Raw genomic sequence first — 15,878 nt, 5'->3', positions numbered from 1 at the left:
GCGGCCGGCGGCGTCACCAGCCTGGTGTGCCCGCCCGACACCGACCCCGCGCTCGACGAACCCGGCCTGGTGGAGATGCTGAAGTTCCGCGCCCGCAAGCTGAGCCGCTGCCGGCTGTTTCCGCTGGGCGCGCTCACCCGCGGCCTCAAGGGCGACATCCTCACCGAGATGGCCGAGCTGACCGAAGCCGGCTGCGTCGGCTTCTCGCAGGCCGAGGTGCCGATTGCCGACACGTTGGTGATGCAGCGCGCGCTGCTGTATGCCGCCACCTACGGCTACACCGTGTGGCTGCGCCCGCAGGATGCCTGGCTGGGCAAGGGCGTGGCGGCCAGCGGCGCCGTGGCCACGCGGCTGGGCCTGTCGGGCGTGCCGGTGATGGCCGAGACCATCGCGCTGCACACGCTGTTCGAGCTGGTGCGGGCCACCGGCGCGCGGGTGCACCTGTGCCGCATCTCCAGCGCCGCCGGGGTGGCGCTGCTGCGTGCCGCCAAGGCCGAGGGCCTGCCGGTCACGGCCGACGTCAGCATCAATTCGCTGCACCTGACCGATGTCGACATCGGTTACTTCAATTCCGCGATGCGGGTGACGCCGCCGCTGCGCCAGGGCCGCGACCGCGACGCACTGCGCGCCGGCCTGGCCGACGGCACGCTGGACGCGCTGGTCAGCGACCACAACCCGGTGAGCACCGACGAGAAGACCCTGCCCTTCGCCGAGGCCACGCCCGGCGCCACCGGGCTGGAACTGCTGCTGCCGCTGGCGCTGAAGTGGGGCCAGGACAGCGGCGCCGGCCTGGTGCGGGCGCTGGCCGCCATCACCAGCGAGCCGGTGCGGGCGCTGGGCACCTCGCTGGGCTCGCTGGCCGCCAGCGCCGGCCGCCTGGTGGAAGGCGGTGTGGCGGATGTCTGCGTGTTCGACCCCGACGAGCACTGGCAGGCGCTGCCTTCGGCCCTCAAGAGCCAGGGCAAGCACACGCCGTTTGCGCCCGAGCACACCGGCTTCACGCTGCCGGGCCGCGTCAAGGCCACGCTGGTGGCCGGCACGGTGGCCTACGAAGACACGGCAGCCGCGGCTTGAGCTTTCCGCGTGTGAGTGCGCCGCGCGCCGCCTGGCGGCTGCTGCGGGCGCTGCTGCAGTTGGCCAAGGGCCTGCTCATCGTGCGGCTGCGCTTCGCCGGGCTCGATGCCGCCGGCCGCCAGCGCGAGATCCAGCGCTGGTCGGCCGGCGTGTTGAGCGCGCTGGGCGTGCGCCTGGTGGTGGAGGGCCACCCACGGCCGGGCGCCGCGCTGGTGGTGTCCAACCACGTGTCGTGGCTCGACATCGCGGCGCTGCATGCCAGCTGCCCGCAGGCGCGCTTCGTCTCCAAGGCCGACGTGCTGGCCTGGCCGGTGGTGGGCTGGCTGGTGCGCAGCGTGGGCACGCTGTTCATCGAGCGGGCCAGCAAGCGCGATGCATTGCGCGTGGTGCACCAGATGGCGCAGGCGCTGGCGCAGGGCGATTGCGTGGCGGTGTTTCCCGAAGGCACCACGTCCGACGGGCAGGGCGTGCTGCCCTTCCATGCCAACCTGCTGCAGGCCGCGATTGCGCATGGCGTGCCCATCCAGCCGGCGGTGCTGCGCTATGCCGACCCGCAGCATGCGGTGAGCCCGGCGGCCGAGTTCATCGGCAACACCACCTTGCTGCAGAGCCTGTGGAACATCGTCAGCGCCCGCGACCTCACGGTGCGGGTGCGCTGGCTGCCGGCCCAGGCCAGCGCGCATGCCGATCGGCGGGCGCTGGCGCAGGTGCTGCAGCAGCAGGTCGAGCAAGGGCTGCTCGACCTGTAAGGCGCTGGATCAGCTCTTCTTGCCTTGGGCTGCCACCGCAGCCGCAGCCTTTGCAGCCGCCTCGGCATCACCCAGGTAGTAGTGCTTGATCGGCTTCAGGTCGGCGTCCAGCTCGTACACCAGCGGAATGCCGTTGGGGATGTTCAGGCCGACGATGTCGTCGTCGCTGATGTTGTCCAGGTACTTCACCAGCGCGCGGATGCTGTTGCCGTGCGCGGCCACCACGATGCGCTGGCCGCCCTTGATGGCCGGAGCCAGCGTCTCGTGCCACAGCGGCAGCACCCGGGCCACGGTGTCCTTCAGGCATTCGGTCAGCGGCACCTGGGCCGGATCGAGCTTGGCGTAGCGCAGGTCGCCGCGTTCGCTGCGGGCGTCGCCAGCGTCCAGCGGCGGCGGCGGCGTGTCATAGCTGCGGCGCCAGACCAGCACCTGGTCGTCGCCGTATTGCTTGGCCGTCTCAGCCTTGTTCAGGCCTTGCAGGCCGCCGTAGTGGCGCTCGTTCAGGCGCCAGTCCTTGACCACCGGCAGCCAGGTGCGCTCCATGCGGTCCAGGCAGTGCCACAGCGTCCAGATGGCGCGCTGGAGCACCGAGGTGTAGGCCACGTCGAACTCATAACCCGCCTCGCGCAGCACGTCGCCGGCTTGCTGGGCCTGGGCCACGCCGGTGGCGGTCAGCGGAACGTCGGTCCAGCCGGTGAAGCGGTTCTCGAGGTTCCAGGTCGATTCGCCGTGGCGAATCAGCACGAGCTTGTACATGGCGTGGTCGGGCCCGGTGGGGCAGAGCGAGGGAAGGCCCGAATTCTATAATTCGCGTCTTTCGCTCCCTGCTGGCCCACCCGTGCAATTCCTGATCGCCAATTGGTACCTCGTGCTCGTCGCCCTCGTCTCCGGCGGCCTGTTGCTGCTGCCCTCGCTCAAGCAGGCTGCGGCCGGTGGCGGCGCCGGGTCGGTGAACACCGGTGAGGCGGTGCGCCTCATCAACCGTGAGAAGGCCACGCTGGTGGACGTGAGCGAAGCCGCGGCCTATGCCGCCGGCCACGCCACCGGCGCCCGCAACGTGCCCATGAGCACGATCGAATCGGCCCCCAAGGGCCTGCCCACCAACAAGGCGCTGCCGCTGCTGGTCATCGGCAGCGCGGGCGTCAACGTCAACCGCGCCGCGGGCATGCTGCGCAAGGCCGGCTACACCGACGTGCGCACCGTGGCCGGCGGCCTGGCCGCCTGGCGTGAAGCCAGCCTGCCGGTCGAGAAATCAGCCTGAGCAAACGCCGGCCTTGCCCGCGATTCCTGCGCGCCGCATGAGGCTTTGACGGGCGGCCCGGTTCACAGGCCGGGCGCTTTCATGACAATTGCGTCATGAACACCGTCCGCATGTACACCACCCAGGTCTGCCCTTACTGCATCCGCGCCAAGCAGCTGCTGGCCCAGCGCGGCGTCAAGGAGATCGACGAGATCCGCATCGATCTGCAGCCGGCCGAGCGCGACACCATGATCGAGCTGACCGGCCGGCGCACCGTGCCGCAGATCTTCATCGGCGACAAGCACGTGGGCGGCTGCGACGACCTGATCGCGCTCGACCGCGCGGGCGGCCTGGTGCCGCTGTTGGGCGCCTGAGGTTTACCCCGGGGCGGCCTGCCCGGGGGCCGTCATGGACGCACGCCATAATCCTTGATCAAGCCCGCAGCCTGCGGGTTTTTGATTTCTTGGATGAACTCACCATGGCCGAGCAAGAACTGACCCCCGTGTTCCAGATTCAGCGCATGTACCTGAAGGACCTGTCGCTGGAGCAACCTAACTCGCCGCAGATCCTGCGCGAGCAGCAGGTGCAGCCCCAGGTCGACATCAACCTGGGCGTGTCGGCCGAACCCATCGCCGAAGGCGTGTTCGAGGTGTGCGTCACCGCCACCGTCACCACCAAGATCGGCGACAAGACGCTGTTCCTGATCGAGGCCAAGCAGGCCGGCATCTTCGAGATCCGCAACCTGCCGCAAGACCAGATGCAGGCCATCATCGGCATCGCCTGCCCGGGCATGGTGTACCCGTACCTGCGTGCCATCGTCTCCGACGTGTGCACCCGCGCCGGCTTCCCGCCGGTGGTGCTGTCGGAAGTCAACTTCCAGGCCATGTTTGAAGCCCAGCAGCAGCAAGCCGCTGCCAATGGCACCAGCCTGAACTGATCATGCGCATCGCCGTGCTGGGCGCGGGCGCCTGGGGCACGGCCCTGGCGGCGCAGGCTTCGCTGCGCCACCGTGTGCTGCTGTGGGGCCGTGATGCGGCCCAGCTGGCCGAGGTGGCGGCCAGCCGGCGCAACCAGCGTTACCTGCCGGGCATCGAACTGCCCGCCAGCCTGGGCTTCGAGGCCGATCTCGGCCGCTGCCTGTCGGCGGTGGGCGATGAGGGACTGGTCGTCATCGCCACGCCGATGGCCAGCCTGCGCAGCATGCTGCAGCAGGTGCCGCCGCAGGCGCGGGTGCTGTGGCTGTGCAAGGGCTTCGAGGCCGACACCGGCCTGCTGGGCCATGAAGTGGCGCAGGCGCTGCGGCCGGGCGCGCCTTCGGGCGTGCTGTCCGGCCCCAGCTTTGCCGAAGAGGTGGCCCGCGGCCAACCCACGGCCCTGGTGGCCGCCAGCCTGGACGCCGCCTTGAGCGAGGCCATGGTGCAGGCCTTCCACAGCGAATCGCTGCGCGTCTACACCTCGGCCGATCCGGTGGGGGTGGAAGTGGGCGGCGCGGTGAAGAACGTGCTGGCCATCGCCACCGGCCTGTGCGACGGGCTGGCGCAATCGGGCGCGGCCGGCGCGCCGGGCCTCAATGCCCGCGCCGCCTTGGTCACGCGGGGGCTGGCCGAGATGACGCGGCTGGGTGTGGCCCTGGGCGCGCGGCCCGACACCTTCATGGGCCTGTCGGGCCTGGGCGACCTGGTGCTCACCGCCACCGGCCACCTGTCGCGCAACCGCAAGGTGGGCCTGCGGCTGGCCGAGGGCCTGCCGCTGGAGCGCATCCTGGCCGAACTGGGCCATGTGGCCGAAGGCGTTTACAGCGCCCGCACCGTGTGCCGGCGCGCGGCCGAGCTGGGCGTGGACATGCCCATCTCGCAAGCCGTGGTGGCGGTGCTGGAAGGGCAACTCACGCCGCCGCAGGCGGTGGCGCGGCTGATGGCGCGCGACGCGAAGGCCGAGCAGGTGCTCTGACCGGCCGGGCCGATCAGGCCCACGGCGCGAGGGTGCTCAACCGCCGCCCGAGTAGCCGTTTTGCCGCCAGGCCTCGAACACGGCCACGGCCACCGCATTGCTCAGGTTGAGGCTGCGCTGGCCGGGCCGCATCGGCAGGCGCACCCGCTGGGCCGGCGCAAAGCTCTCGCGCAGCGCGGGTGCCAGGCCGGCGGTCTCGCTGCCGAACACCAGCCAGTCGCCGGGCTGCCAGGCCACGTCGCCGATCGGCCGGCTGCCATGGGTGGTGAAGGCGAAGCAGCGCGCCGGGTCGGGCTGTTGCGCGGCGACGAAGGCCGCCCAGCTGGCATGGCGCCGCACGTCGGCGTACTCGTGGTAGTCCAGGCCGGCGCGCTGCAGCAGCTTGTCCTCCATGGAAAAACCCAGCGGCTCCACCAGGTGCAGCTCGCAGCCGGTGTTGGCCGCCAGGCGGATGACGTTGCCCGTGTTGGGCGGAATCTGCGGCTCGACGAGGACGATGCGGAACATGCCCCCATTGTCCCCGCGCACCGGGTGCCCCCGCCAGCCGGCGCCGGGTGCTCCATCTCACGAGTCAGAAGGCGGAGGCGTGCGTGCGAAGGCCCAGACGTGGACAGACGCCGCCCCAGCCGCCAGCAGCGTGCGCGTGGCCTCGGCCGCGGTGGCCCCGGTCGTCACCACGTCGTCCACCAGCACCAGATGCCGGTCGCGCAACGGGTGGCTGCGCTCGGGCGGTACGTGAAAGCAGCCCTGCACCGCCTGCTGCCGCGCGGCCTTGCCCAGGCCGGCCTGGTGGCCGCCGTCGGCCACGCGCTGCAGCAGGCCTTCCGCAAAAGGCAGCGCCAGGCGCCGCGCCAGCCGGTGCGCCAGCTGGGCCGACTGGTTGAAGCCCCGCTCGGCCAGGCGCGCAGCGGTCAGCGGCATCGGCAGCACCAGCGTCGGCGCAGGCACGGCCGCCCCAGCGGTCGCCCCGCCCGCCGCATCGGCCAGCACCGCGCGCGCCATCAGCTCGGCCAGCGCGCCCGCCAGGTCCAGGCCTTCGCGGTACTTGAAGCGGCCCACCACGCCGGCCCAGGGAAAGCCGTAGTCGGCCACCACCACCGTGCGCGCAAAGGGCGGCGGCTGCGCGCTGCAGTCGGCGCAGGTGTGCACGCCGGTGGGCACGCGCAGCGCACAGCGGCCGCAGCGCGGCTGCTCAGGCGCAAAACGGGCGCTGCAGTCGGCGCACACCCGCGCACGCGCCCAGCCGTGGCACACCACGCACAGCGTGGGCCAGCGCCGCGCCGGCGGCGGGGCAGGGCGTGTGGCCGAGGAGGGCTTCATCGCCTCAATATACTGACCGGCCCATGTCCCAAGCCCTGCCGCATCAGGCCCCGCCGGCCGCCTCCACCGCCCGCGACCTGGACGCCGCCGCCGTGCAGCGCGCGCTGGCCCGCTGGGCTGCCGCCCCCGAAGCCCCCTGGCTGCATGCCGAGGTGGCCCGGCGCATGGCCGAGCGGCTGCCCGTCATCCGCAGCCAGCCGGAGACGGTGCTGCAGTGGTGGGCGCACGCCGGCGCCAGTGATGCACTGCTGCGCCAGGCCTACCCCAAGGCCCGCCAGCTGCTGGTGGAGCCCACGCCGGCCCTGCTGGCCCGCAGCAGCCAGGCCCAGGCCGCGCCCTGGTGGAGCGCCCGCCGCTGGACTGGCCCCGGCGCCAGCACGCTGCTGGCCGCCGACGTGCCCCCCGCGGCCGGCGGGCTGCTGTGGGCCAACATGGTGTTGCATGCCGCGGTCGATCCGCCGCAGCTGCTGGCCCAGTGGCGCCGCGCGCTGGCGGTCGATGGCTTCCTGATGTTTTCCACGCTGGGGCCGGGCACGCTGCGCGAGCTGCATGCGCTGTATGCCGAGCTGGGCGCCGGCAGCCCCGGTGCGCCGCTGGTGGACATGCACGACATCGGCGACATGCTGGTGCATGCCGGCTTTGCCGACCCGGTGATGGACCAGGAGCAGATCACGCTCACCTGGGCCACGCCCGAGGCGCTGCTGGCCGAGCTGCGCCAGCTGGGCGGCAATGCCGATCCGGCCCGCTGGCCGGGCCTGCGCACGCCGCGCTGGCGCCAGCGTCTGCTGCGGGCGCTGGCCGCCCGCGCGGGTGCCGATGGCCGCATCGCGATGCGCTTCGAAGTGGTCTATGGCCATGCCTTCAACCCGCCGCCGCGGCCGGTGGTGGCGGCTCAAACCGCGGTGTCGCTGGACGATATGCGTAGCATGGTGCGCGCAGGGGGCAGACCCACCAGGAAACACGGGCCTGACACATCCCCCTGACAGCCTCACATTGCTTCACGAAGCCGCTAGAATCCCGCGGCCTTTCGTGTGCGGACGTCAATCCCTGAAGTACGCCACGCTGGCACGCCGTATTGCCAGCCCCTTGCAAGCATTCGCCATGTCAGCCACCTTCGCTCACAGCTCCTGGTCGGCCTCGCAGCTCACGGCGGCTGGGCGCGCGCCGTGGCGTTGGGGGCAGGCGTTGGAGATCGAAGGCGCGCAGGCGCTGCAGTGGGTGTTGCGGCGCAATTGCTCGCTCACGCCGCGGCAGATGCTGATTGCGTACCTGTCGGTATGCGTGGTTTCCCTGGTCGTGGCCACTGGCTTCATGTGGCTCGGAGCGGGTATGGTGTTGGGTTTTGCCGGACTGGAACTCCTGGTGTTCGGCATTGCCCTGCTGGTGCATGCCCGCCATGTCGCCGACCGCGAGACGATCACCCTGCAGGGCGATGCGCTGAGCGTTGAAACGCGCTGCGGCAGCAGCGTGGAACGGATGGATTTTCGGTCGGCGTGGGTGCGCGTCGAACCGGTGCACGGAGAAGGGTCGCTGCTCGAGTTGTCGGGCCAGGGCCGCCGTGTGCGTGTGGGCCGCTATGTGAGGCCTGAATTGCGCGGGTCGCTGGCCCAGGAGCTGCGGCGCGCGCTGCGGACCGAGGGACGGCCGCACGACGGCGAGAACGATCTGGGAATGGAGCTCAAGTGACGATGAAGACGACGATCAAGCACCTCGGCCGATGGGGACAGCGGCTGGCAGGTGCCGCGGTGGCAGGCGCTGCGATGCTCGCCACGCATGCGGCCTGGGCACAGGTCAAGGACCTGCCGGGCGGCCCGGCGGTCAACCAGACGAACCTGCACCCGCCGGTCACGCGCATCGCCGCCGAGCAGATGTGGCTCCACAACTTCGTGATGATCATCTGCGTGCTGATCTTCGTCGCGGTGTTCGGCGTGATGTTCTATTCGGTGTTCAAGCACCGCAAGTCGCGCGGCGCCAAGGCCGCCAACTTCCACGAAAGCGTGGCGGTGGAAGTGGCCTGGACGGTCGCGCCCTTCGTCATCGTGATCCTGATGGCGCTGCCGGCCACTAAGGTGGTGGTGGCGATGAAGGACACCACCAATGCCGACCTCACCATCAAGGCCACCGGCTACCAGTGGAAGTGGGGCTACGACTACATCAAGGGCGAAGGTGAGGGCCTGGCCTTCCTGTCCACCCTGGACACCGCCCAGCGCGAAGCCTCCAACAGCGGCAACCCGCCGCCGATGGACGACTACCTGCTGAAGGTGGACAACCCGCTGGTGGTGCCGGTGGACAAGAAGGTGCGCGTGATCACCACCGCCAACGACGTGATCCACGCCTTCATGGTGCCGGCCTTCGGCGTCAAGCAGGACGCGATCCCCGGCTTCGTGCGCGACACCTGGTTCCGCGCCGAGAAGGTGGGCGACTACTACGGCCAGTGCGCCGAGCTGTGCGGCAAGGAACACGCGTACATGCCCATCCACGTGAAGGTGCTGTCGCAGGAAGACTATTCCAAGTGGGTGGAAGGCAAGCGCAAGGAAGCCGCCGCCGCTGCCGACGATCCGAACAAGGAATGGAAGCTGGAAGAGCTGGTTGCCCGCGGCGAGAAGGTCTACAACGCCAACTGCGCGGCCTGCCACAAGCCCGACGGCACCGGTGCCGGCCCGATCAAGGCGCTGGTGGGCTCGCCCAAGGTGCTGGCCGAAGACCACAACGTGCAGATCCAGGTGCTGCTGAACGGCCAGAACAACGGCGCGATGCCGTCGTGGAAGCAGCTGTCGGACACCGAGCTGGCGGCCGTGGCCACCTACACCAAGAACGCCTGGACCAACAAGACCGGGCAGATCGTTCAGCCCAAGGAAGTGCTCGCCGCCCGCGGCAAGTGATGGCCTGAGCCTACCGAACGAGGAAACACCATGAGCGCAGTTCTTGACCACCACGGCCACGCGGGCCACGACGACCACGCGCACGACCATCCGCACGGATGGCGTCGCTGGGTGTTCGCCACCAACCACAAGGACATCGGGACGCTGTACCTGCTGTTCAGCTTCACCATGCTGATGATCGGCGGCGTGCTGGCGCTGATGATCCGGCTGGAGCTGTTCCGCCCGGGCCTGCAGTTCTTCAACCCTGAACTGTTCAACCAGTTCACCACCATGCACGGCCTGATCATGGTGTTCGGCGCCATCATGCCGGCCTTCGTGGGCTTCGCGAACTGGATGATCCCGCTGCAGATCGGCGCCAGCGACATGGCCTTCGCGCGGATGAACAACTTCAGTTTCTGGCTGATGATCCCCGCGGCCATCATGCTGGTGGCGTCGTTCTTCATGCCCGGTGGCGCCCCCGCCGCCGGCTGGACGCTGTACGCGCCGCTGACGCTGCAGATGGGCCCGTCGATGGATGCCGGCATCTTCGCGATGCACATCCTGGGCGCGTCGTCCATCATGGGCTCGATCAACATCATCGTCACGGTGCTGAACATGCGCGCACCCGGCATGACGCTGATGAAGATGCCGCTGTTCTGCTGGACCTGGCTGATCACCGCCTACCTGCTGATCGCGGTGATGCCCGTGCTGGCCGGTGCCATCACGATGACGCTGACCGACCGCCACTTCGGCACGTCGTTCTTCAGCCCCGCCGGCGGCGGTGACCCGATCATGTACCAGCACATCTTCTGGTTCTTCGGGCACCCCGAGGTGTACATCATGATCCTGCCGGCCTTCGGCATCATCAGCGCCATCATCCCGGCCTTCGCCCGCAAGCGCCTGTTTGGCTACACCTCGATGGTGTACGCCACTGCCTCGATCGCGATCCTGTCGTTCATCGTCTGGGCGCACCACATGTTCACCACCGGCATGCCGGTGACGGGCCAGCTGTTCTTCATGTACGCGACCATGCTGATCGCGGTGCCCACGGGCGTGAAGATCTTCAACTGGGTGGCGACGATGTGGCGCGGCTCGATGACCTTCGAGACGCCGATGCTGTTCGCGGTGGGCTTCATCTTCGTGTTCACGATGGGCGGCTTCACCGGCCTGATCCTGTCGACCGCACCGGTGGACATCCAGCTGCAGGACACCTACTACGTGGTGGCGCACTTCCATTACGTGCTGGTGGCCGGCTCGCTGTACGCGCTGTTCGCCGGCGTGTACTACTGGGGTCCCAAGTGGACCGGCGTGATGTACAGCGAGACCCGCGGCAAAATCCACTTCTGGCTGTCGCTGATCTTCTTCAACGTCACCTTCTTCCCGATGCACTTCCTGGGTCTGGCCGGCATGCCCCGCCGCTATGCCGACTACCCGATGCAGTTCGCCGACTTCAACATGATCGCGTCGATCGGCGCGCTCGGTTTCGGCCTGATGCAGGTGTACTTCTTCCTGTTCGTGGTGGTGCCGATGATGCGTGGCAAGGGTGAGCCTGCCCCGGCCAAGCCCTGGGAAGGCGCCGAAGGCCTGGAGTGGGAAGTGCCGTCGCCGGCCCCGTTCCACACCTTCGAGAACCCGCCCAAGCTCGACGCCACGGCCACCCGCATCGTCGGTTGAGCACACGATGACCGGAAGTACGCGTCAACAGGAACAGCGCAAGGCCAATGTGCGCCTGGGGCTGATCCTGGCGTCGGTGGCGCTGATCTTCGCGCTCGGCTTCATGGCGCGCATGTGGCTGGTCGGGGGCTGAGCATTGGCTGAGCCGCGGCGCGACCTCACCCCCACCGTGCGCGGCGACAACCTGCGCATGGTCGGCAAGCTGGCCGTCATCGCCGGCCTGATGTTCGGCTTCGGCTACGGCCTGGTGCCGATGTACCGCCACATCTGCGCGGCGCTCGGCATCAACGTGCTGTCGCTGAGCGAGCGGCAGGCCACCTCGTACAACGCCGGGTCGTCCGGCCGCACGGGCAAGGCCAACACGCAGGTCGACACCAGCCGCACCATCACCATCGAGTTCGACGCCAACGCGCGCGGCCCCTGGGAGTTCAAGCCCGCGATGCGCTCGCTGCAGGTGCACCCGGGCGAGCTGGCCACGGTGATGTACGACTTCAAGAACGTGCAGAACCGGGTGATGGCGGCGCAGGCGATTCCCAGCTACGCACCCAAGCAGGCCACCGCGTACTTCAACAAGCTGGAGTGCTTCTGCTTCAACGAGTACACGCTGCAGCCGGGTGAGTCCAAGACCTGGCCGGTGGTATTCGTGATCGACCCCAAGCTGCCCAAGGACGTGACCACCATCACCTTGTCGTACACCTTCTTCGAGGTGCCCGGCAAGTCGTCGGCCGCAGCGGCGGCCGCCGTCACGGTGAAGGAGCCGCGCTCGTGAGCCTGAAGGAAGCCGCCAGCCGCAAGGGCTCGTTCCTGCATGCACTGCGTGCGGTGGCCTGGTCGTTCTTCGGGGTGCGCAAGAACAGCGAATACGAAAAAGACGTGAACCGCCTGAATCCGCTGCATGTCATCGTGGCCGGCCTGCTGGCCGCGGCGGCATTCGTGGTGGTTCTGGTTCTGCTGGTGAAATGGGTGGTGGGCAGCGGCGTGGCCGCCTGACCACTGCAAAACGATAGTAGGTTCGAGGAGAGCGAGCATGTCGGCAGCGACACATCAAGGGGCAACGCCCTACTACTTCGTACCGGGCCCTTCGCGGCATCCGGTCATGGCCGCCATCGGCCTGTTCTTCGTGATCCTGGGCGCGGGCCAGTGGGTCAACGGCCATGGCTGGGGCGCGTATTCGCTGCTCTTCGGCCTGGTGTGGTGGGCCGTCATCCTGTTCCAGTGGTTCGGTGACGCCATCCGCGAGAGCGAAGGCGGCATGTACGGCTCGCGCATCGACGTGTCCTACCGCTGGAGCATGGCCTGGTTCATCTTCTCGGAGGTGATGTTCTTCGGCGCCTTCTTCGGTGCGCTGTACTGGGCCCGCCTGCACTCGGTGCCCAACCTGGGCAGCCTGCAGAACGCACTGCTGTGGCCCGACTTCAAGGCCGTGTGGCCCAGCATGGCGCCGGGCGTCACCGCCTCGCCGGCCGGCACCGTCGAGCCGTTCAGCACCGTGGGTCCGTGGCCGCTGCCCACGATCAACACCGCGCTGCTGCTCACCTCGGGCGTCACGCTCACCATCGCCCACCATGCGCTGATCGCCGGCCACCGCGCCAAGACCATCGCATGGATGTGGGCCACGGTGCTGCTGGGCGTCACCTTCCTGATCGTGCAGGGCTACGAGTACCACCACGCCTATGCAGAGCTGAACCTCAAGCTCAGCTCCGGCGTGTTCGGCTCCACCTTCTTCATGCTCACCGGCTTCCACGGCTTCCACGTGTTCGTGGGCATGCTGATGCTGCTGTTCATCACGCTGCGGCTGATGAAGGGCCACTTCACGCCCGAGCGCCACTTCGGCTTCGAAGGTGCCGCCTGGTACTGGCACTTCGTGGACGTGGTGTGGCTGGGCCTGTACGTGGTGGTCTACTGGATGTGACCCCGGGCGGCCGCGGCCGCCTGCCGCGCCGTCAAGGCCCCGATCAAGAGCGCCGCAAGGCGCTCTTTGTCATCTGGGAATGCCCGTCGGCTGGATCCAGCCCATCCAGTAGGAGAACAGGATGAACAGGAAAAGCGCGATCGACAGCCCGACGCGCACTGCCAGCGCACGGGCCATCCGGTTGTCACGGCCCGGCGGCTGCCCGGGCTTGGGCCTGCGCAGCATGAACAGGCCGGCACTGCCCAGCGCCGCCAGGATGCCCAGCAGCACCACCGCCATGAGGATCTTCATGGCGTGGGATTGTGGCAGGCGATGCTGAGCCCGCGAGCCCGACGCGTCATCGTCACCGTGGCCGCGGTGGTCATGGCCGCGCTCACCTTCCGCCTGGGCCTGTGGCAACTGGACCGCGCGCAGCAGAAGATCGATCTGCAGCAACGCATCGACCAGCGCGGCCGGATGGCGCCGCTGGGCACTGCTGAGCTGGCCACCAGCGCCGCCGAAGCCGATGGCCAGTTCCACCGCCCGGTGCAGCTGACCGGCCGCTGGCTGCCGCAAGCCACCGTGTACCTGGACAACCGGCAGATGAACGGCCGGCCGGGCTTTTTCGTGGTCACGCCGCTGCAGCTGGCCGATGGCAGCGCGGTGGTGGTGCAGCGCGGCTGGCAGCCGCGCGACCAGCTCGACCGCGCCCGCGTGGCCGAGGTGCCGACGCCGGCCGGCGAGGTGACGCTCAGCGGCCGTGTGGCCCCGCCACCGGCCCGGTTGTACGAGTTCCAGGCGCCTGGCAGGGAACGCATCCGGCAGAATCTGGATCTTGATGCCTATGCGCGCGAAACAGGCCTGCGCCTGCGCCCGCTGTCGGTCTGGCAGACCGGCGCCGCCTCCGAAGGCCTGGAACGCGATTGGCCGAAGCCGGCCATCGATGTCGCAAGACACCAGGGTTACGCCTTTCAATGGTTTGCACTGAGCGCGCTCGTCGCGGGTTTGTATGTCTGGTTCCAACTCATCCGTCCCTGGCGGCAAGGCGGTCGGCGTGACGGGTGATCCGCTGAGCTTCACCGTCCATTCCATGCCCGACCCGGGCGCGGCCGCGGCGGATGCCAATGTGCAGCGCCGCACGGCCGTGGGCCGGCTGAAGATGCTGCTGGTGCTGGCCGTGTGCGCCTCGCCGGTCATCGCCTCGTACTTCACCTACTTCGTCATCCGGCCGCAGGGCCGCACCAACTACGCCGCGCTGATCGACCCGGTGCATGAACTGCCGGCTGCGCTGCCCTTGACCGATCTGCAGGGCCAGCCGGTGTCGGCCAGCACGCTCAAGGGCCAGTGGCTGCTGGTGGCGGCGGTGGACGGCCCCTGCGACGAGAGCTGCGAGCGGCGCCTCTTCATGCAGCGCCAGCTGCGCGAGATGATGGGCCGCGACCGCGACCGCATCGACAAGGTGGTGCTGTTCACCGAGAAAGCGCCGCTGCCGCCCGCGCTGCTGACCGCGCTGACCACCGCGCCCGCCGCCACCGTGCTGCGGGTGCCGTCGGCGGCGCTGGCCGGCTGGCTGGCGCCCGAGGCCGGCCAGCGGCTGGACGCGCACCTGTACGTGGTCGACCCCATGGGCAACTGGATGATGCGCGCGCCGGTGGAGCCCGATCCGGCCAAGCTCAAGAAGGACGTGGACCGGCTGCTGCGCGGCTCGGCCAGCTGGGACCAGCCGGGACGGTGAACGCATGACGGACTTGGTGGATTGGTCGCCGGTGCTGCACCTGGCGGTGCTGGGTGTGGTGCTGGCCGCAGGCCCGCTGACCTGGGTCTGGAGCCGCCATCGCGGCGGCTCGTCGGCGCAGCGGCTGCGTGCGCTCACGCTGCTGACGCTGTTCTTCACCTTCGACCTGATCGTGATCGGCGCCACCACGCGCCTGACCGATTCCGGCCTGGGCTGCCCCGACTGGCCGGGTTGTTACGGCAGCGCCAGCCCGCTGGGCGCGCGCGAAGAGATCCACGCCGCGCAAACTGCGATGCCCACCGGCCCGGTGACGCACGGCAAGGCCTGGATGGAGATGGTGCACCGCTACTTCGCCATGGCGGTGGGCGTGCTCATCACCGTCATCGCCGCGATGAGCTGGCTGGCCCACCGGCGTGAACGCGGGCAGGGGCCGTCGCCCTGGTGGGCCACGCTCACGCTGGTGGCGGTGTGCCTGCAGGGCGCCTTCGGCGCGCTCACGGTCACGATGAAGCTGTACCCGGCCATCGTCACGCTGCACCTGCTGTTCGGCCTGGGGCTGCTGGCGCTGCTGGCGGTGCAGGCCGAGGCCTTCGTGCCGCGGCCGGTGCGCCTGTCGCGCGCGCTGCAGTGGGGCGTGGTGGCCGTGGCCGTGCTCAGCGTGCTGCAGATCGCGCTCGGCGGCTGGGTCAGCACCAACTACGCGGTGCTGGCCTGCACCCAGTTCCCGACCTGCCAGGACAGCTGGTGGCCGCCGATGAATTTCGCGCAGGGCTTCGAGATCTGGCGCCACCTCGGCGTGACCGGCGAGGGCGTGCCGCTCGATTTCGCGGCGCTCACCGCGATCCACTACGCGCACCGGCTCATGGCCTACCTCGTGTTCGTCGCGCTCGGCCTGCTGGCCTGGCGCATGCGCCGCATCGACAGCCTGCGCCCGCAGGCCGCCTGGCTCGCCGGCCTCGCGCTGCTGCAGCTCGCGACCGGCCTGGGCAACGTGCTGCTCGGCTGGCCGCTTGCGGCCGCCCTGCTGCACACGGGCGGTGCCGCTGCGCTCGCGGTGGTGCTGGTCTGGGCGCTGTGCGAGAGCCGGCGCGAGCAGGCGGCCGGCGCCCGCCTGTCGCGCGCGAAGCCCGCCGTTCCACCTGGCGCCCCCCTGCGCGGCGCGGAGGTCCCCCGATGAGCACCCCGATTCCCCTGCAGCAGGCGCATGGCGCGAGCGTGCTGCGGCAGTTCTATGCGCTCACCAAGCCGCGTGTGGTGCAGCTGATCGTCTTCTGCGCGCTGATCGGCATGGTGCTCGCCGTGCCCGGCGCGCCTTCGTGGCTCGACGTGCAGCGTGCCGTGCTGGCCTGCATCGGCATCTGGCTGGTGGCGGGCGCGGCGGCGG

General features: G+C 69.5%; 21 protein-coding genes and 1 pseudogene. 18 read left to right on the top strand and 4 right to left on the bottom strand.

What is annotated here, in order from left to right:
• Both ABNT58_RS07200 and ABNT58_RS07195 read left to right on the top strand, forming a co-directional pair.
• Positions 1–1,074: dihydroorotase (locus ABNT58_RS07200; RefSeq protein ID WP_348752820.1), on the top strand; the 1,074-nt coding region annotated here is incomplete at its 5' end.
• On the top strand, positions 1,071–1,823 hold the full coding sequence (locus ABNT58_RS07195; RefSeq protein WP_348752819.1) for a lysophospholipid acyltransferase family protein: 753 nt from the start codon (positions 1,071–1,073) through the stop codon (positions 1,821–1,823). The genes ABNT58_RS07200 and ABNT58_RS07195, both read left to right, overlap by 4 nt.
• A 9-nt stretch (positions 1,824–1,832) precedes the next feature.
• Here ABNT58_RS07195 and gpmA read toward each other — a convergent pair whose 3' ends face one another.
• A complete protein-coding gene (gene gpmA, locus ABNT58_RS07190) occupies positions 1,833–2,579 on the bottom strand; it encodes a 2,3-diphosphoglycerate-dependent phosphoglycerate mutase (protein WP_348752818.1) in 747 nt (248 codons plus the stop codon).
• A gap of 82 nt (positions 2,580–2,661) precedes the next feature.
• On the opposite strand from gpmA, the gene ABNT58_RS07185 reads away from it, so the two are divergent.
• The 4 genes from ABNT58_RS07185 to ABNT58_RS07170 all read left to right on the top strand — a co-directional run bounded on the left by ABNT58_RS07185 (position 2,662) and on the right by ABNT58_RS07170 (position 5,013).
• Positions 2,662–3,084, top strand: coding sequence for a rhodanese-like domain-containing protein (locus tag ABNT58_RS07185; RefSeq protein WP_348752817.1), 423 nt, complete (start codon positions 2,662–2,664; stop codon positions 3,082–3,084).
• A 95-nt stretch (positions 3,085–3,179) separates the two neighbouring features.
• Positions 3,180–3,437, top strand: coding sequence for a glutaredoxin 3 (gene grxC / locus ABNT58_RS07180; protein WP_348752816.1), 258 nt, complete (start codon positions 3,180–3,182; stop codon positions 3,435–3,437).
• Between the two features lie 104 nt (positions 3,438–3,541).
• Positions 3,542–4,000 carry a protein-export chaperone SecB gene (gene secB, locus ABNT58_RS07175; protein WP_348752815.1) on the top strand — a complete coding sequence of 153 codons (459 nt, stop codon included), beginning with the start codon at positions 3,542–3,544 and terminating at the stop codon, positions 3,998–4,000.
• Positions 4,001–4,002: 2 nt separating this feature from the next.
• The gene (locus ABNT58_RS07170) at positions 4,003–5,013 is read left to right on the top strand and encodes an NAD(P)H-dependent glycerol-3-phosphate dehydrogenase (protein ID WP_348752814.1); all 1,011 of its coding nucleotides are present in this window, start codon (positions 4,003–4,005) and stop codon (positions 5,011–5,013) included.
• A gap of 36 nt (positions 5,014–5,049) precedes the next feature.
• On the opposite strand, the gene ABNT58_RS07165 is transcribed toward ABNT58_RS07170, so the two are convergent.
• Positions 5,050–5,520 (bottom strand): tRNA (cytidine(34)-2'-O)-methyltransferase, encoded by a 471-nt coding sequence (locus ABNT58_RS07165; RefSeq protein WP_348752813.1) that lies wholly within the window; start codon positions 5,518–5,520, stop codon positions 5,050–5,052.
• 57 nt (positions 5,521–5,577) lie between these two features.
• Positions 5,578–6,333 carry a phosphoribosyltransferase family protein gene (locus ABNT58_RS07160; protein ID WP_348752812.1) on the bottom strand — a complete coding sequence of 252 codons (756 nt, stop codon included), beginning with the start codon at positions 6,331–6,333 and terminating at the stop codon, positions 5,578–5,580.
• A 23-nt stretch (positions 6,334–6,356) separates the two neighbouring features.
• Here ABNT58_RS07160 and ABNT58_RS07155 point away from each other — a divergent pair, with 23 nt between their 5' ends.
• From ABNT58_RS07155 to ABNT58_RS07120, 8 genes are all read left to right on the top strand, one after another.
• Positions 6,357–7,316: a class I SAM-dependent methyltransferase gene (locus ABNT58_RS07155; RefSeq protein ID WP_348752811.1), complete on the top strand. Its 960-nt coding sequence runs from the start codon at positions 6,357–6,359 to the stop codon at positions 7,314–7,316.
• Positions 7,317–7,434: 118 nt separating this feature from the next.
• Positions 7,435–8,019: a DUF2244 domain-containing protein gene (locus tag ABNT58_RS07150; RefSeq protein ID WP_348752810.1), complete on the top strand. Its 585-nt coding sequence runs from the start codon at positions 7,435–7,437 to the stop codon at positions 8,017–8,019.
• A gap of 2 nt (positions 8,020–8,021) precedes the next feature.
• A complete protein-coding gene (coxB, locus tag ABNT58_RS07145; RefSeq protein ID WP_348752809.1) occupies positions 8,022–9,215 on the top strand; it encodes a cytochrome c oxidase subunit II in 1,194 nt (397 codons plus the stop codon).
• A 30-nt stretch (positions 9,216–9,245) separates the two neighbouring features.
• On the top strand, positions 9,246–10,868 hold the full coding sequence (gene ctaD / locus ABNT58_RS07140; RefSeq protein WP_348752808.1) for a cytochrome c oxidase subunit I: 1,623 nt from the start codon (positions 9,246–9,248) through the stop codon (positions 10,866–10,868).
• A gap of 7 nt (positions 10,869–10,875) precedes the next feature.
• Positions 10,876–11,001, top strand: a complete 126-nt coding sequence (locus ABNT58_RS07135) for a cytochrome oxidase small assembly protein (RefSeq protein WP_348752807.1) — start codon at positions 10,876–10,878, stop codon at positions 10,999–11,001.
• Between the two features lie 36 nt (positions 11,002–11,037).
• Entirely contained in the window at positions 11,038–11,637 is a 600-nt protein-coding gene (locus tag ABNT58_RS07130; protein ID WP_348752806.1) for a cytochrome c oxidase assembly protein, read from the top strand.
• Positions 11,634–11,858, top strand: a complete 225-nt coding sequence (locus tag ABNT58_RS07125) for a DUF2970 domain-containing protein (RefSeq protein WP_348752805.1) — start codon at positions 11,634–11,636, stop codon at positions 11,856–11,858. Before ABNT58_RS07130 ends, ABNT58_RS07125 begins: the two co-directional genes overlap by 4 nt.
• A 37-nt stretch (positions 11,859–11,895) precedes the next feature.
• Positions 11,896–12,780 (top strand): cytochrome c oxidase subunit 3, encoded by an 885-nt coding sequence (locus ABNT58_RS07120; protein WP_348752804.1) that lies wholly within the window; start codon positions 11,896–11,898, stop codon positions 12,778–12,780.
• A gap of 69 nt (positions 12,781–12,849) precedes the next feature.
• On the opposite strand, the gene ABNT58_RS07115 is transcribed toward ABNT58_RS07120, so the two are convergent.
• The gene (locus ABNT58_RS07115; RefSeq protein ID WP_348752803.1) at positions 12,850–13,071 is read right to left on the bottom strand and encodes a twin transmembrane helix small protein; all 222 of its coding nucleotides are present in this window, start codon (positions 13,069–13,071) and stop codon (positions 12,850–12,852) included.
• 21 nt (positions 13,072–13,092) lie between these two features.
• On the opposite strand from ABNT58_RS07115, the gene ABNT58_RS07110 reads away from it, so the two are divergent.
• The 4 genes and pseudogenes from ABNT58_RS07110 to ABNT58_RS07095 form a co-directional block, all read left to right on the top strand.
• Positions 13,093–13,824 carry an SURF1 family protein gene (locus ABNT58_RS07110; RefSeq protein ID WP_348752802.1) on the top strand — a complete coding sequence of 244 codons (732 nt, stop codon included), beginning with the start codon at positions 13,093–13,095 and terminating at the stop codon, positions 13,822–13,824.
• Positions 13,769–14,494, top strand: coding sequence for a hypothetical protein (locus tag ABNT58_RS07105; RefSeq protein WP_348752801.1), 726 nt, complete (start codon positions 13,769–13,771; stop codon positions 14,492–14,494). The genes ABNT58_RS07110 and ABNT58_RS07105 overlap by 56 nt, the downstream gene beginning before the upstream one ends.
• 4 nt (positions 14,495–14,498) lie before the next feature.
• Positions 14,499–15,671, top strand: coding sequence for a COX15/CtaA family protein (locus ABNT58_RS07100; RefSeq protein ID WP_348752800.1), 1,173 nt, complete (start codon positions 14,499–14,501; stop codon positions 15,669–15,671).
• Positions 15,668–15,878, top strand: a pseudogene (locus ABNT58_RS07095) (protoheme IX farnesyltransferase); the annotation flags it as partial. The gene ABNT58_RS07100 and the pseudogene ABNT58_RS07095, both read left to right, overlap by 4 nt.

Origin of the sequence: uncultured Aquincola sp. (assembly GCF_964001545.1) — a bacterium.
Lineage (GTDB): Bacteria > Pseudomonadota > Gammaproteobacteria > Burkholderiales > Burkholderiaceae_C > Aquincola.
This window is presented reverse-complemented; position numbering and strand designations above follow the sequence as displayed.

Bases quoted from the DNA above. Each gene is read 5' to 3' on its own strand.
- gpmA (WP_348752818.1), bottom strand. From the start codon at position 2,579: ATGTACAAGCTCGTGCTGATTCGCCACGGCGAATCGACCTGGAACCTC.
- grxC (WP_348752816.1), top strand. From the start codon at position 3,180: ATGAACACCGTCCGCATGTACACCACCCAGGTCTGCCCTTACTGCATC.
- secB (WP_348752815.1), top strand. From the start codon at position 3,542: ATGGCCGAGCAAGAACTGACCCCCGTGTTCCAGATTCAGCGCATGTAC.
- ABNT58_RS07170 (WP_348752814.1), top strand. From the start codon at position 4,003: ATGCGCATCGCCGTGCTGGGCGCGGGCGCCTGGGGCACGGCCCTGGCG.
- ABNT58_RS07165 (WP_348752813.1), bottom strand. From the start codon at position 5,520: ATGTTCCGCATCGTCCTCGTCGAGCCGCAGATTCCGCCCAACACGGGC.
- ABNT58_RS07160 (WP_348752812.1), bottom strand. From the start codon at position 6,333: ATGAAGCCCTCCTCGGCCACACGCCCTGCCCCGCCGCCGGCGCGGCGC.
- ABNT58_RS07155 (WP_348752811.1), top strand. From the start codon at position 6,357: ATGTCCCAAGCCCTGCCGCATCAGGCCCCGCCGGCCGCCTCCACCGCC.
- ABNT58_RS07150 (WP_348752810.1), top strand. From the start codon at position 7,435: ATGTCAGCCACCTTCGCTCACAGCTCCTGGTCGGCCTCGCAGCTCACG.
- coxB (WP_348752809.1), top strand. From the start codon at position 8,022: ATGAAGACGACGATCAAGCACCTCGGCCGATGGGGACAGCGGCTGGCA.
- ctaD (WP_348752808.1), top strand. From the start codon at position 9,246: ATGAGCGCAGTTCTTGACCACCACGGCCACGCGGGCCACGACGACCAC.
- ABNT58_RS07135 (WP_348752807.1), top strand. From the start codon at position 10,876: ATGACCGGAAGTACGCGTCAACAGGAACAGCGCAAGGCCAATGTGCGC.
- ABNT58_RS07120 (WP_348752804.1), top strand. From the start codon at position 11,896: ATGTCGGCAGCGACACATCAAGGGGCAACGCCCTACTACTTCGTACCG.
- ABNT58_RS07115 (WP_348752803.1), bottom strand. From the start codon at position 13,071: ATGAAGATCCTCATGGCGGTGGTGCTGCTGGGCATCCTGGCGGCGCTG.
- ABNT58_RS07110 (WP_348752802.1), top strand. From the start codon at position 13,093: ATGCTGAGCCCGCGAGCCCGACGCGTCATCGTCACCGTGGCCGCGGTG.
- ABNT58_RS07105 (WP_348752801.1), top strand. From the start codon at position 13,769: ATGTCTGGTTCCAACTCATCCGTCCCTGGCGGCAAGGCGGTCGGCGTG.
- ABNT58_RS07100 (WP_348752800.1), top strand. From the start codon at position 14,499: ATGACGGACTTGGTGGATTGGTCGCCGGTGCTGCACCTGGCGGTGCTG.